Raw genomic sequence first — 12,694 nt, 5'->3', positions numbered from 1 at the left:
ACGCAGCCCTCACCTGAATACCGGAGCCGGAGCCACGGCAAACGCGCTTCCCGCAGAATGTCACATGTCGGCAACACGCTGTAGTGACATGTCGACATGTGAGTTACGAATCAGCCCTGGAAAAAGGGGGTCTGACGGTTTTTCGACGCACAACTGTCGGGAACGGCCCTGGTGAGCGAATCGCTCACGCCGGTGATGGCTCGATCGTGTTTGCGGTTACGCGTCGATCCGGTTCGCCGACCGCAGCCGCTGGAAGCTACGCGCGAGTAGCCGTGAGACGTGCATCTGCGACACGCCGAGTTCCGCGCTGATCTGAGACTGGGTGAGATTGCTGTAGTAGCGCAGGAGAAGGATTCTCTGTTCGCGTTCGGGGAGTTGGACCAGGAGGTGGCGGACCAGATCGCGGTGCTCCACGCCGTCCAGGGCCGGGTCCTCGTAGCCGATGCGGTCCAGCAGGCCCGGCAGCCCGTCGCCCTCCTGGGCGGCCTCCAGGGAGGTCGCGTGGTACGAGCGTCCGGCCTCGATGCAGGACAGCACCTCCTCCTCGCTGATGCGCAGCCGCTCGGCGATCTCGGCGGTCGTGGGGGAGCGTCCGAAGGCGGTCGTCAGGTCCTCCGTCGCGCTGTTGACCTGGACCCACAGCTCGTGCAGCCGGCGCGGTACGTGGACCGTGCGGACGTTGTCCCGGAAGTACCGCTTGATCTCGCCCACCACCGTCGGCATGGCGAAGGTCGGGAACTGCACGCCCCGGTCCGGGTCGAAGCGGTCGATGGCGTTGATGAGGCCGATCGTGCCGACCTGGACCACGTCCTCCATGGGCTCGTTGCGGGAGCGGAACCGGGCGGCCGCGTAGCGCACGAGCGGCAGATTGGCCTCGATGAGCGCCCCTCGCACCCGGTTGTGCTCCGGCGTGCCCGACTGGAGGTCCTTGAGCTGTGCGAAGAGTACCTGGGTGAGCGCGCGGGTGTCGGCGCCGCGGCGCTTCTCGGGTGCGGGTGCGGGCGCGGGTGTGGTGGCCGAGGTGGACGTGGGCGTGGGCGTGGAGGCGAACGTGGACGTGGGCGTGGAGGTGGAGGTGGGCGTGGATGCGGGGGCGGGGACGGGCGCCTCTTCCTGGGGCGGCGCAGTACTGGCCGACACGGTCAACGCCACCTCTTCATCGGTCAATCATCCGTCAAAAGCGGTCATAGCATCACAAGACATGTGCACTGTGTGCAAGCACCGCATAACGCCGTGTTGAGGGCAAGTTGGGACTAAAGACGCATAAAGACCCCCCGCCGTTCCGGCGGAGGGCCACTGGGGTGTACGGCTCAGAATTCGTAGTCGGCGATCACCCACGTGGCGAACTCCCGCCACAGCGCGACGCCCGCCTGGTGGGCCGGGTGCTCCAGGTAGCGCTTGAGGGCGTCCCGGTCCTCGACCGCCGAGTTGATCGCGAAGTCGTACGCGATGGGCCGGTCGCTGATGTTCCAGGCGCACTCCCAGAAGCGCAGCTCCTCGATCTGCCCGCCGAGCGCCCGGAAGGCCTCGACGCCCGCCACGACCCTCGGGTCGTCGCGCTCGACGCCCTCGTTGAGCTTGAACAGCACCAGGTGCCGGATCATGGGCCCTTCCCTCAGCTCTTTCAGCTCTTCAGCTCTTTGCTCCGTCGACGATCCATGTGAAGAAGTCGCCGATGGCCTTGGCGGCGTCCGAAATGCCCTCGAAGCCTATCTGGACGTAGTCCGCGGCCTTGGCCGGGTCTGTGATGATCACATAGAGCACGAAGACCACGAGCACGTACACGGCGATCTTCTTGCCGTTCACCGCCACCGCGGCCTCCCCTGTCTCTGCTGCTCGCCGGGGCCTTTGGGCCCCTTGTCGCCGGCGGTGAGTGTAACGTTCTTTGTTTTTCTGCCGAATGCACGATGGGCCCCGTCTTCCGACGGGGCCCATCTTCAGCGGTAGCGGAGGGATTTGAACCCTCGGTGACTTGCGCCACACTCGCTTTCGAGGCGAGCTCCTTCGGCCGCTCGGACACGCTACCGAGGGAGACCTTACAGCACGGTGGGCCATGGTCCGAAATCCGTTTCCCGGCTCCCCGGAAGCGGGCTTCACCGATCCCGGAAGAACTCCGTGAGCAGCCGGGCCGAGTCCGCCGCCAGCACGCCCTCGATCACCTCGGGACGGTGGTTGAGCCGACGGTCCCGTACGACGTCCCACAGGGAGCCGGCCGCGCCCGCCTTCTCGTCGCGGGCGCCGTAGACGACACGGTCCACCCGGGACTGGACCAGCGCTCCCGCGCACATCGTGCAGGGCTCCAGGGTGACCACGAGGGTGCACCCGGTCAGCCGCCACTCTCCCAGCCGTGCGGCGGCCCGCCGGATCGCGAGGATCTCCGCGTGGGCCGTGGGGTCACCGGTGGCCTCGCGCTCGTTGTGGCCGGTCGCGAGCACCGTCGTACCGTCCGGGGACAGCACGACGGCACCGACGGGGACGTCCCCGCCCCGGACGGCCTGCCCGGCCTCGTCCAGGGCGAGCCGCATCGCGGCCCGCCAGCGGTCGCGTACCGGGTCCGGGGCCCCGCCCGGCTCCGGGGCGGTCAGCGGACGGTCTCCAGCACCTCCGAGGCGCCCAGGGCCTCGGCGATCGCTCCCAGCGCGTCCTCCGCGTCCAGGGCGCGCAGCTCCTTCTCGCTCACGCCCAGGTCGTCGAGGATCTCGCTGTCGCCCACCGGGCTGTGCGGCACCGCGTCGGCGGAGGTGCCGTCCTCGTCGTCCCCGTCCTCGGACTCACCGTCCTCGGTGCCGTCGAGGTCCAGGGCGTCCAGGTCGGGGCCGTCGGAGCCGGGCTCGCGGCCCAGCAGTTCGTCCGTGAGCAGCAGCTCGCCGTACGCGCTGCGGGCGGCGGCGGCGGCGTCCGAGACGTAGATGCGAGGGTCGTCCTCGCCGTCCACGCGGACGACACCGAACCAGGCGTCCTCCTGCTCGATCAGGACGAGCACCGTGTCCTCATCGGGATTGGCTTCCCGGGCCAGGTCGGCCAGATCCGACAGGGTTTCCACATCGTCGAGCTCTGTGTCGCTCGCTTCCCACCCGTCTTCGGTGCGCGCGAGCAGTGCGGCGAAGTACACCGTGACTCTCCCACTGGTCATAGGCGTGCCGGTTGGGGGTCCCCCCGGCGGAGGTTCTTGGGCGGGGAGAGCTGTGCTCCGAGCCCCACCCACTCGGAATCGTGGCAGAAACAAGGCGTTCAGGGGACGTCTTCGGCTCCCTGTGTCCGGCAGTTTTGATCGCACGACGCAAAAGGACCAACCCGTGCGTCCGTGCAGGTATCACCGGCGCACTTGTTGCCGCCACCTGCGGATCGTACGCGGCTTTGGGTGTCGCTCACGCACGGCCTTACCGGGAACGTCTCACCAACACCCGATCTTCCCTACCGGATTCCTACCAGCGGAAGGTCCGCATGCGCATCGCGTGCCGGAGCCGGGCGGCCTTGGCGCGGCGTGGCTGGACGCGGTCACGGAGCTGTCGGGCTTCGGCGAGCTCGTGCAGGAACCGCGCGCGGCGCCGTCGGCGTTCGGCGTCCGTCTCCGGCGGCGACACACCCGCACCGGTCTCGCCGGAGGCCTCGGAGTCGCGGTCAGGCAGGTCAGGCATCGGCTCACCACCCCAGTCGGTCCCTCCCACTTTCCCCCGGTCGGGCGGTTTGATGCCAGAGCCAGGTGTGGCGCGGCGCGGTTACTGTTATGGGCATGCGTCTCCACGTCGTCGACCACCCCCTGGTCGCCCACAAGCTCACCACCCTGCGCGACCAGCGCACCGACTCCGCGACCTTCCGGCGGCTCGCCGACGAACTGGTCACCCTGCTCGCCTACGAGGCCACGCGGGACGTACGTACCGAGGCCGTCGACATCCGCACCCCGGTCTCCCCCACCACCGGCGTCAAGCTCTCCTACCCGCGTCCGCTGGTGGTGCCGATCCTGCGCGCCGGGCTCGGCATGCTGGACGGCATGGTCCGGCTGCTGCCGACCGCCGAGGTGGGCTTCCTGGGCATGATCCGCAACGAGGAGACGCTGCAGGCCTCCACGTACGCCTCGCGCATGCCCGAGGACCTCTCCGGCCGCCAGGTGTACGTCCTTGACCCCATGCTGGCCACCGGCGGCACGCTGGTCGCGGCGATCCAGGAGCTGATCAAGCGCGGCGCCGACGACGTGACCGCGGTCGTACTGCTCGCCGCCCCCGAGGGCGTCGAACTCATGGAGCGCGAACTCGCGGGCACGCCGGTCACGGTCGTGACAGCGGCCGTCGACGACCACCTCAACGACCACGGCTACATCGTCCCCGGCCTGGGAGACGCGGGCGACCGGCTGTACGGGGCGGCCGAGTAGGCCGACCGCTTGTACGGCACGCCCGAACAGGCCGTGCGGCCCGTTCGGCAGCGCTTCCGGCGACCTTCTGGCGGGTCTCCTGGCGGTCCGGCATGTGCTTGCCTCGCGGGGCCTCTGAAGTCCGTGCCGATGGAGAGGCCGAGGTCCGGGGTGGCCGTGTTGGCTGTGCGGCCCGTTCGGCAGCGCTTCCGGCGACCTTCCGGCGGGTCTCCTGGCGGTCCGGCATGTGCTTGCCTCGCGGGGCCTCTGAAGTCCGTGCCGATGGAGAGGCCGAGGTTCGGGGTGGCTGTGTTGGCTGTGCGGCCCGTTCGGCAGCGCTTCCGGCGACCTTCCGGCGGGTCTCCTGGCGGTCCGGCATCTGCTTGCCGCGCGCGGCCCCTGAAGTCCGCGCCGATGACGAGGCCGAGGTGCGGGGGCGGCAGAGCAGGCTGTGCGACCCGCTCGGTGGCGCTTGCGGCCGGTGGCCTGTCGGTGGTTTCTCTAGCAGTTCTTCTTCGATGCGGCGGACGTCGTGCGGGGCGTGGTCAGTTTGGTCAGGGCCTTGTCGGCGTCCGTCTGCTTCGTGAGGCTCTTGAAGTCCGTGCCGATGACGAAGTCGAGGTCCGTGCCCTTGCGGCCGGCGTCCATGCGTCGCTCCGCCGAGGCGAGCTGGGTGGCGAGCACGGGCAGTGAGCTGTTCACGGCGGACGCGGGACCGATCAGTAGCCCGGTGCCCTTGATCTTTCCGTCGAGCTGCGCCGAGGCGTTGCCCACCTCGCCGATGCGGAAGCCGCGCTTCTTGAGCTCGTCGGCGGTCGACTTGGCGAGCCCGGAGCGCTTCGTCGCGTTGTAGACGTTGACGGTGATCCCGCCCGGCTCGGGCAGGGCGACCGCGGGCGTGGCCGAGGGGCTCGCCTTGGTCGCGCAGTCCGCCTTGGAACCGGCCGCCGCGGCCTTCTTGCCACCGCCCGTGAACACGTCGATGAGCTGCAGGGTTCCCCAGCCGACCAGGCCGAGCACAGCGACGGAGGACACCAGCCCGAACACAAGCCTGCCGCGCCGCCGGGGAGGGCGCATCCGCGGGTACTTGTCCCCCGTGATCCGGTACTGGCCACCCATGCCAGGGGGAGTCAGCATGCTCATGGGCGCAGCGTAGTGCGGACCGGCGACGATTCCTACTAGATGATCATTCGACGCCGTACCGGAGAACCCGAAAGGGCCAACCTGTTACCGGGGCGTGTCCGTACGGGTGTCCTGAGGGGACCGTCCGGGGGACCTGCCCGAGGGGTCTCAGTCCAGTTCGAGCACGCGCGCGTGCAGCACCTGGCGCTGCTGCAGGGCCGCGCGGACCGCGCGGTGGAGGCCGTCCTCCAGATACAGGTCGCCCTGCCACTTCACGACATGCGCGAAGAGGTCGCCGTAGAACGTCGAGTCCTCGGCGAGGAGGGTTTCCAGGTCGAGCTGCCCCTTGGTCGTCACGAGCTGATCGAGGCGGACCGGGCGCGGTGCGACGTCCGCCCACTGCCGGGTGCTCTCCCGGCCGTGGTCGGGGTACGGCCGGCCGTTTCCGATGCGCTTGAAGATCACACGGAAAGCCTACCGGTCAAGACCTTCCGGGCGCAGCCATGGCGAGCGAGTGCGACGCTGGAAAAGACGCAACGAAGCAGGGCAAACCGGGAACAGGGGTCCGAGATGAGTGACAGCGAGACCGTGCCTCCCGCCACCGTTCCCCAGGCACCGGGCAGCGCTCCCGCCCTCCCGCAGGAGGCCCTGAAGATCGCGTCCGGCTATGCCTTCACCGGTCCCGCGCTGGATCTGGGCGCCCTGGTCTGGGACGGCGTGTGCCTGCCCGACGCACAGATCCGCATCCCCCTCGCCATGCTGAACCGCCACGGCCTGGTCGCGGGCGCCACCGGCACCGGCAAGACCAAGACGCTTCAGCTGATCGCCGAGCAGCTCTCGGCGCAGGGCGTGCCGGTCTTCCTCGCGGACATGAAGGGCGACCTGTCCGGGATCTCGGCACCCGGGCAGCCGAACGAGCCGGTGCGGGGCCGTGCGGCGGACGTCCACCAGGAGTGGGCTCCGGCCGGTTTCCCCGCCGAGTTCTTCGCCCTGGGCGGCATCGGCCGGGGCACCCCGCTGCGGGCCACGATCACCAGCTTCGGCCCGCTGCTGCTGTCCAAGGTGCTCCGGCTCAACCGGACCCAGGAGCAGTCCCTCGGGCTGATCTTCCACTACGCGGACACCAAGGGCCTGGAGCTGATCGACCTCAAGGACCTCAGGGCCGTCGTCGCCTTCCTCACCTCCGACGAGGGCCGGGCCGAGCTGAAGAACATCGGCGGCCTGTCCAGCGCCACGGCCGGGGTGATCCTGCGCTCCCTGACCGCCTTCGAGGCACAGGGCATGGCGGACTTCTTCGGGGAGCCGGAGTTCGACACGGGCGAGTTCCTGCGTACGGCACCGGACGGGCGCGGCATCGTCTCCGTCCTCGAACTCCCCGCCGTACAGGACAGGCCGCAGCTGTTCTCGACGTTCCTGATGTGGCTGCTGGCCGACCTCTTCCACGACCTTCCGGAGGTCGGTGACGCCGACAGGCCGAAGCTGGTCTTCTTCTTCGACGAGGCGCATCTGCTGTTCGACGGCGCCTCCAAGGAGTTCCTCGACTCGATCGCCCAGACCGTGCGCCTCATTCGCTCGAAAGGGGTCGGCGTCTTCTTCGTCACACAGACGCCGAACGACGTGCCGTCGGACGTCCTCGCCCAGCTCGGCAACCGCGTCCAGCACGCCCTGCGCGCCTTCACCCCCGACGACCAGAAGGCTCTGCGGGCCACGGTGAAGACCTTCCCCAACTCGGCGTACGACCTGGAGGAACTGCTCACCGGGCTCGGCACCGGCGAGGCCGTCGTGACGGTCCTGAGCGAGAAGGGCGCCCCCACCCCGGTCGCCGCGACCCGGCTGCGCGCACCGGAGTCCCTGATGGGCCCGGTCGGCGCGGCCGTCCTGGACGCGGCGGTACGGCAGTCCCCGCTTCACGAGCGTTATGCACAGGCTGTGGACCGCGAGTCGGCGTACGAGAAGCTGACGGAGGCCGGGCGCGGGGCCAAGGGGCCGGACGAGCTGACGCAGGCCGGGCGTGGCGCCGAGGGACTCGACGAGATGACCGCGGCAGCAAGGACCGGGAAGAGGGCCGGGGGCGAGGAGAAGCCGTCGGTCGTCGAACAGGTCATCGGGAGCGGGATGTTCCAGTCCCTGGCGCGGTCGATCGGCACCCAGCTCGGCCGTGAGGTCACCCGTTCGCTCTTCGGTACGGCCCGGCGGAGGCGGTAGGCCCGCCTCCGCCGGCCGGTCAGCGGTCCCCGTCCTTCCGGGGCTGCTGCGCCTGCGTCTTCTTCGCCTCCGGTTTGGGCGTGCTGCGCACGGCCTCCGCGCGCAGCAGGGCACGCAGGACCGCATACGGATCTGAGGGCATGGCTGTGCTCCTTGCGTCGTACTGACTGACCTTGCTGGGGGCAGGGGTCTGTCAGCAGCGCAGGACCACGGAGCACAGGGCGGGCAGGGCGGCCGGCGGCCACGGCGCGGCGAACGGCGAGCCGCCCTCCGAGACGCCGGGCGCCGCGTCGGGTGCGGGCGCGGTACGCGCTGGTTCGACGGGACGGGGAGCGGTGCGGGACGGTGGCCGCAGGGCCGTGTCCAGGACGTCGTGGTCCGCGAAGTCGACGGCCACGACCGGCGCCGTGTGCATCTCGGCGCGGGCGCCCGGCACCAGCAGGACGAGCAGCAGCACGAGCGCCCGCGGCCAGGCACGGCCGCGCGGGAGGCTTCGCGTGGTGCTCATGGAACGTCATCTCCCCGCAGGATGTAGGGCGTTCATCGCGGCGGCGCCGAGTTCCGCCCGCACGGCGTACGGAGCCGGGTCACAGCGCGAGCGGAACCTGCTCGGCGTGGCTGCGGATCCGGATCGACGTGATGATCTCGACGATGCCGACCGCGATCAGCCAGATGCCGCCGATCAGGGTGAGCACGGCGATGGACTGGAACGGCGAGACGATCAACACGATTCCGGCGACGAAGGTCACGATCCCGAGGAAGATCTGCCAGCCCCGGGCCGGGACGCCGCTGTCGGAGGCCGCGGCCAGCGTCTGTGTGATGCCGCGGATCAGCCAGCCGATGCCGATCCACAGGGCGAGCAGCAGGATCGACTGCATGGGGCCGCGGAAGCAGAACAGGCCCAGCAGGATCGACAGGGCGCCGCTGATGAACGCCAGGACCCGCAGTGAGGTCGTCTTGTGCGTGCCGAAGGCGGAGACCAGCTGGAACACGCCGCTGACGAGGAGGTAGACGCCGAAGAGGATGCCGGCCGCGAGCAGGGAGGGCCCCGGCCAGATCAGCACCAGGACGCCCAGGACGAGGGATGCGACGCCGGTGAGCAGGACGATCTGCCAGGCGGCCTGGGACAGGGCGTGCAGCGGCCCTTCGAAGGGCGGCTCGGGTTCGCGGTGGCCGCGCGGGGTGTGCTGGGTGTGCTGGGTGGAGTGGACCTTGCGGTCGTCGTACTCCCGGCCCTCGGGGGAGCCGCTGCTCGGTGGCTCGGTCATGCTCCATGCTGTGAACGGGCTCGGAGCCCGCGCCACTTTGGACAGTCCACCCGGCTGACGCACCGCGCCCGCGAGGTCACTTGCCCGCGGACCTGCCCCCGGACTTGGCCGTCTTCGCCGCTTTGGCCGCCGCCTTCATCTCCTGCTTGTGCGCCCGCACCTTGGCCAGCGACTCGGGTCCCGTGATGTCGGCGACGGACCGGAAGGACTCCGGCTCGCCGTACGCCCCCGCGGCCTCCCGCCACCCCTCCGGCCGGACTCCCAGTTGCTTGCCGAGCAGCGCCAGGAAGATCTGTGCCTTCTGCTTGCCGAAGCCGGGCAGGTCCTGAAGCCGCTTCAGCAGTTCCTGGCCGCTGTCGACGCCCCGCCAGACGGCCTCGGTGTCCCCGTCGTAGTGCTCGACGAGGTACTGGCACAGCTGCTGGATGCGCTGGGCCATCGACCCCGGGTAGCGGTGCACGGCGGGCTTCTGCGAGAGCAGTGCGGCGAACGCCTCCGGGTCCTGCGCCGCGATCTCGTGCGCGTCCAGGTCGTCGGCGCCGAGCCGTCCCGCGATGGTCGCCGGGCCCTTGAACGCCCACTCCATCGGGACCTGCTGGTCCAGCAGCATGCCGGTCAGCGCGGCGAGCGGACTGCGGCCGAGAAGCCGGTCGGCCTCGGGGTCCTGGGCGAGGTGCAGGGTGACGTCCATGGGTCGATGATCCCCCGTGCGGGCTCGGGTCGCGCGGCAGTGCCGTCGGCGACGCACCGGCCGCGTGCACCATCTGCGGCACCCTCCGCATACGATTCCCGACCAGGTAAGTTAGGTAAGGCTAACCTAAAGTAAAGGAGTGTCGCAGGGGTGACGACCGAGATCTACCGCGACGCCTGGGGCATCCCGCACGTGCGCGCCGGCAGTGCCCGCGAACTCGCCCGCGCCCAGGGCCGGGTCACCGCCCTCGACCGCGCCTGGCAGCTGGAGGTCGAGCGGCACCGGTCCCAGGGCACCTCGGCGTCCTTCCTCGGCACCTCGGCCCTGGCCTGGGACGTGTTCGCCCGCCGCGCCCGCCTGGACGACACCGCCCGGCGCTGCTTCGCGGCCCTGGAGGGCCGGGACCCGGAGACGGCGGACTGGATACGGGCGTACGTCGACGGCGTCAACGAGGGCCTGGCCGAAGGCGCCCGCCGCAGCCCCGAGTTCGCCGGGACCGGCCTCGCCCCTGGCCGCTGGCACCCCTGGACCCCGCTCGGCGTCTGGCTCGGCACCCACATCCTGTTCGCGGGCTTCCCGGCCAAGCTGTGGCGGGAGCAGGTCGCACGGCACCTCGGACCGGAAGCGGTCGCCCTGTTCGCCGCCGACGGTCCCGGCAGCTCCGGCAGCAACGGCTGGCTGGTGAGCGGCGAGCGCACGGTCACCGGGCTGGCCGTCATCGCGGGCGATCCGCACCGCTTCATCGAGGACCCCGGTGTCTACCAGCAGATCCGCCTGGCCTGCCCCGAGTTCGACGTCGTCGGCCTCGCCGTCCCCGGCGTCCCCGGCATCGCCCACTTCGGCCACACCGGCACGGTCGCCTGGGCCATCACCAACGCCATGGCCGACTACCAGGACCTCTACCGGGAGCGCCTGCGCCGCACCGGCGCCGGGGTCGAGGCCCTCGGTCCCGACGGCACCTGGGGGCGCGCGGCCCGGCACACGGAGACCGTGGAGGTCGCCGGGGAGACACCGATCGAAATCGAGGTGATCGAGACGGAGCGGGGCCCGGTGATCGCCGGGGGACCGGAGGGGCTGGACGGCGCCGACCCGTACGGCGGTGACCCCGCCGCCCCGTACGCGGTCCCCGCCATCCCCACAGCCCTCGCCCTCCGCTATCCGCCCCGGGTCACCGAGGACCTCGGCTTCAGTGCCCTCCTCCCCCTCCTGCGTGCCCGTGTCGTCGCCGACGTCGACCGGGCCCTCGACGGCTGGGCCGAGCCGGTCAACGTCGTGCAGGCCGCCGACACCGAGGGCGGTCTGCTGCACCGTGTCGCCGGGCGGGTGCCGGTGCGGGCGGTGGCCAACCGGACGCGGCTGGTGCCGGCCTGGGTGCCCGGCCACGAGTGGACCGGCTGGCACGAGACGCCCCGCGCCGGGCTGACCTACGGCATCGCGGTGATGGCGAACCAGCGCGGCCCGGCCACCCCCCTCGGCACCGAGTTCGCCCCGCCCCACCGCGCCGACCGCATCCGCGCCCTCCTCGACGAGCGCCGCACCTGGTCCGCCGCCGACATGCCCGCGATCCACACGGACACCCATCTCGGCTCCGCCGCGCCCCTGCTGGACCACCTGGCCGCCCTCGACGACCTCACCCCCGAGGCCGCACGGCTCCGGGACCGCCTCCTGGCCTGGAACCGCCGGATGGACGCGGACAGCGCCGGCGCGGCGGTGTTCGCGGCGGTGCGCAGCGCGGTCGTACGCCGTCTCGCCGCCCACCCGGCGTTCGCCGCGCTGACCGAGGTACCCGCGTACCCGGAGGTCCTGCTCCCCTGGCTGGCCCTCGTCCCCCGCGTCGGCTTCGCTCTCGAACACCTGCTGAGCGCCGAGGAGCTGTACGGCATCGACCGCCCCGCCACGGTCCGCGCCGCCCTCGAAGAGGTCACCGCCGGCCGGCCGACGGGCACCTGGGCCGACACCCACCGCCTCGCCCCCTGGCGGGCGTTGCCCGAGGAGCCGTACGCCCCGAACTCCCCGTCCCGCGAACCCGGTCTGTCCGGCGACCACGACTGTGTGCTGTGCACCTCCGCCGTGCCCGGACTCACCGACCTCGCCGCCCGCGGCCCGGCCGCCCGCTACGTCTGGGACCTGGCCCGCCGCGAGGACAGCCGCTGGGTGGTGCCCTTCGGTGCCTGCGGGGTCCCCGGCTCACCGCACCACCGTGACCAACTCCCCCTGTGGCTCGGGGGAGAACTCGCCCCGGTCGTCACCGACTGGGACCGCCTCGAAAGGGACACCGATGTCTGACCCGTACGCCGCCCCTGCCCGCGAGGCCGTGCACGAGCGGCCGATCGACGGCTTCGGGACCGTCCGCATCCTGCCCCTCGACCCGCAGGCCGACGCCGACGTCCTGCACGCCTGGGTCAGCGAGGAGCGGGCCGCCTTCTGGGGCATGAACGGCCTGAGCCGTGCGCGGATCCGGGAGATCTACGCCCACATGGACACGCTCGCCGCCCACCACGCCTTCCTGGCGGTCGTGGACGGCACACCGGCCGCGCTGCTGCAGACCTACGACCCGGAGGCCGACCGGGTCGGCGAGTGCTACGAGGTCCGGCCCGGCGACATCGGCCTGCATCTGCTCGTCGCACCCGCCGGGCAGAACGGCCCGCGGCCCGGCTGGACCTCGGCGCTGCTGACCTCCTTCGCCGCGTACTGCCTGCTCGGCCTGGACCGGCGCCGGATCGTGGTCGACCCGGACGTGCGCAACGAGAAGGCCATCGCCCGTTTCGTGCGGCAGGGCTTCGAGAAGGGTCCGGCGGTCGTCCTGCCGGAAATCGACATCCCGGACGTGTACCTGCCGGAAAAACACGCCCAACTGGCCTTCCTCACCCGGGAGGTAGCCTTCCCCGGTGACGCCTGACGACCTGGTGGTGGGCTGCGGGGTGTTCGCGCGGCCCACCTGGTGAGCGGGGCGGGTGGTTCGTCCGTACGTATCCGAGAGCACGAGTGTGAAGACGGAGCGGTGGACGTGGGCGAAGGGCGTAGCGGTGCCTTCTGGCGTAGCGGTGTCTTCAGCGGAAA

General features: G+C 71.1%; 16 protein-coding genes and 1 tRNA gene. 4 read left to right on the top strand and 13 right to left on the bottom strand.

The window, feature by feature from the left end:
• Window positions 1–216: 216 nt before the first annotated feature.
• The 7 genes from ACFY1J_RS41965 to ACFY1J_RS41935 form a co-directional block, all read right to left on the bottom strand.
• Entirely contained in the window at window positions 217–1,140 is a 924-nt protein-coding gene (locus tag ACFY1J_RS41965) for an RNA polymerase sigma factor SigF (protein ID WP_390733054.1), read from the bottom strand.
• Window positions 1,141–1,310: 170 nt separating this feature from the next.
• Entirely contained in the window at window positions 1,311–1,604 is a 294-nt protein-coding gene (locus ACFY1J_RS41960; RefSeq protein ID WP_390712325.1) for a Dabb family protein, read from the bottom strand.
• A 28-nt stretch (window positions 1,605–1,632) separates the two neighbouring features.
• Window positions 1,633–1,812 (bottom strand): hypothetical protein, encoded by a 180-nt coding sequence (locus ACFY1J_RS41955; RefSeq protein WP_263210427.1) that lies wholly within the window; start codon window positions 1,810–1,812, stop codon window positions 1,633–1,635.
• 129 nt (window positions 1,813–1,941) lie between these two features.
• A tRNA-Ser gene (locus tag ACFY1J_RS41950) sits at window positions 1,942–2,026 on the bottom strand.
• A 67-nt stretch (window positions 2,027–2,093) separates the two neighbouring features.
• Entirely contained in the window at window positions 2,094–2,525 is a 432-nt protein-coding gene (gene tadA, locus ACFY1J_RS41945; protein ID WP_390712324.1) for a tRNA adenosine(34) deaminase TadA, read from the bottom strand.
• Window positions 2,526–2,581: 56 nt separating this feature from the next.
• Window positions 2,582–3,112 carry a hypothetical protein gene (locus tag ACFY1J_RS41940; RefSeq protein ID WP_363299697.1) on the bottom strand — a complete coding sequence of 177 codons (531 nt, stop codon included), beginning with the start codon at window positions 3,110–3,112 and terminating at the stop codon, window positions 2,582–2,584.
• 313 nt (window positions 3,113–3,425) lie between these two features.
• A complete protein-coding gene (locus ACFY1J_RS41935; protein ID WP_363299567.1) occupies window positions 3,426–3,638 on the bottom strand; it encodes a hypothetical protein in 213 nt (70 codons plus the stop codon).
• Between the two features lie 95 nt (window positions 3,639–3,733).
• Between ACFY1J_RS41935 and upp the strand changes: the two genes are divergently transcribed.
• Entirely contained in the window at window positions 3,734–4,369 is a 636-nt protein-coding gene (gene upp, locus ACFY1J_RS41930) for a uracil phosphoribosyltransferase (RefSeq protein WP_390733053.1), read from the top strand.
• 480 nt (window positions 4,370–4,849) lie between these two features.
• Here the strand turns inward: upp and ACFY1J_RS41925 are convergent, their stop codons facing one another.
• Window positions 4,850–5,491 carry a LytR C-terminal domain-containing protein gene (locus ACFY1J_RS41925; RefSeq protein ID WP_390733052.1) on the bottom strand — a complete coding sequence of 214 codons (642 nt, stop codon included), beginning with the start codon at window positions 5,489–5,491 and terminating at the stop codon, window positions 4,850–4,852.
• 147 nt (window positions 5,492–5,638) lie between these two features.
• Complete coding sequence (locus ACFY1J_RS41920; protein ID WP_003999914.1) at window positions 5,639–5,935, bottom strand: type II toxin-antitoxin system VapB family antitoxin; 297 nt, start codon at window positions 5,933–5,935, stop codon at window positions 5,639–5,641.
• A 105-nt stretch (window positions 5,936–6,040) separates the two neighbouring features.
• Between ACFY1J_RS41920 and ACFY1J_RS41915 the strand changes: the two genes are divergently transcribed.
• Window positions 6,041–7,675: a helicase HerA-like domain-containing protein gene (locus ACFY1J_RS41915; RefSeq protein ID WP_390733051.1), complete on the top strand. Its 1,635-nt coding sequence runs from the start codon at window positions 6,041–6,043 to the stop codon at window positions 7,673–7,675.
• A gap of 19 nt (window positions 7,676–7,694) precedes the next feature.
• On the opposite strand, the gene ACFY1J_RS41910 is transcribed toward ACFY1J_RS41915, so the two are convergent.
• The 4 genes from ACFY1J_RS41910 to ACFY1J_RS41895 form a co-directional block, all read right to left on the bottom strand.
• Window positions 7,695–7,817, bottom strand: coding sequence for a hypothetical protein (locus tag ACFY1J_RS41910; protein ID WP_263210422.1), 123 nt, complete (start codon window positions 7,815–7,817; stop codon window positions 7,695–7,697).
• Between the two features lie 51 nt (window positions 7,818–7,868).
• Window positions 7,869–8,183 (bottom strand): hypothetical protein, encoded by a 315-nt coding sequence (locus ACFY1J_RS41905; protein WP_390733050.1) that lies wholly within the window; start codon window positions 8,181–8,183, stop codon window positions 7,869–7,871.
• A gap of 79 nt (window positions 8,184–8,262) precedes the next feature.
• Window positions 8,263–8,943 carry an HdeD family acid-resistance protein gene (locus tag ACFY1J_RS41900; protein WP_390733049.1) on the bottom strand — a complete coding sequence of 227 codons (681 nt, stop codon included), beginning with the start codon at window positions 8,941–8,943 and terminating at the stop codon, window positions 8,263–8,265.
• Window positions 8,944–9,019: 76 nt separating this feature from the next.
• On the bottom strand, window positions 9,020–9,634 hold the full coding sequence (locus ACFY1J_RS41895) for an HhH-GPD-type base excision DNA repair protein (protein WP_390712318.1): 615 nt from the start codon (window positions 9,632–9,634) through the stop codon (window positions 9,020–9,022).
• Window positions 9,635–9,784: 150 nt separating this feature from the next.
• Between ACFY1J_RS41895 and ACFY1J_RS41890 the strand changes: the two genes are divergently transcribed.
• The gene (locus ACFY1J_RS41890) at window positions 9,785–11,920 is read left to right on the top strand and encodes a penicillin acylase family protein (RefSeq protein ID WP_390733048.1); all 2,136 of its coding nucleotides are present in this window, start codon (window positions 9,785–9,787) and stop codon (window positions 11,918–11,920) included.
• Complete coding sequence (locus tag ACFY1J_RS41885; RefSeq protein ID WP_390733047.1) at window positions 11,913–12,533, top strand: GNAT family N-acetyltransferase; 621 nt, start codon at window positions 11,913–11,915, stop codon at window positions 12,531–12,533. The genes ACFY1J_RS41890 and ACFY1J_RS41885 overlap by 8 nt, the downstream gene beginning before the upstream one ends.
• Window positions 12,534–12,694 lie beyond the last annotated feature (161 nt).

The sequence above is a fragment of the Streptomyces sp. NPDC001406 genome (genome assembly GCF_042895285.1).
Lineage (GTDB): Bacteria > Actinomycetota > Actinomycetes > Streptomycetales > Streptomycetaceae > Streptomyces.
This window is presented reverse-complemented; position numbering and strand designations above follow the sequence as displayed.

What these genes read in the sequence shown, in the direction of transcription:
- ACFY1J_RS41960 (WP_390712325.1), bottom strand. Translation starts at nt 1,604, where the DNA reads ATGATCCGGCACCTGGTGCTGTTCAAGCTCAACGAGGGCGTCGAGCGC.
- tadA (WP_390712324.1), bottom strand. Translation starts at nt 2,525, where the DNA reads ATGCGGCTCGCCCTGGACGAGGCCGGGCAGGCCGTCCGGGGCGGGGAC.
- ACFY1J_RS41935 (WP_363299567.1), bottom strand. Translation starts at nt 3,638, where the DNA reads ATGCCTGACCTGCCTGACCGCGACTCCGAGGCCTCCGGCGAGACCGGT.
- upp (WP_390733053.1), top strand. Translation starts at nt 3,734, where the DNA reads ATGCGTCTCCACGTCGTCGACCACCCCCTGGTCGCCCACAAGCTCACC.
- ACFY1J_RS41925 (WP_390733052.1), bottom strand. Translation starts at nt 5,491, where the DNA reads ATGAGCATGCTGACTCCCCCTGGCATGGGTGGCCAGTACCGGATCACG.
- ACFY1J_RS41915 (WP_390733051.1), top strand. Translation starts at nt 6,041, where the DNA reads ATGAGTGACAGCGAGACCGTGCCTCCCGCCACCGTTCCCCAGGCACCG.
- ACFY1J_RS41910 (WP_263210422.1), bottom strand. Translation starts at nt 7,817, where the DNA reads ATGCCCTCAGATCCGTATGCGGTCCTGCGTGCCCTGCTGCGCGCGGAG.
- ACFY1J_RS41905 (WP_390733050.1), bottom strand. Translation starts at nt 8,183, where the DNA reads ATGAGCACCACGCGAAGCCTCCCGCGCGGCCGTGCCTGGCCGCGGGCG.
- ACFY1J_RS41900 (WP_390733049.1), bottom strand. Translation starts at nt 8,943, where the DNA reads ATGACCGAGCCACCGAGCAGCGGCTCCCCCGAGGGCCGGGAGTACGAC.
- ACFY1J_RS41895 (WP_390712318.1), bottom strand. Translation starts at nt 9,634, where the DNA reads ATGGACGTCACCCTGCACCTCGCCCAGGACCCCGAGGCCGACCGGCTT.
- ACFY1J_RS41885 (WP_390733047.1), top strand. Translation starts at nt 11,913, where the DNA reads ATGTCTGACCCGTACGCCGCCCCTGCCCGCGAGGCCGTGCACGAGCGG.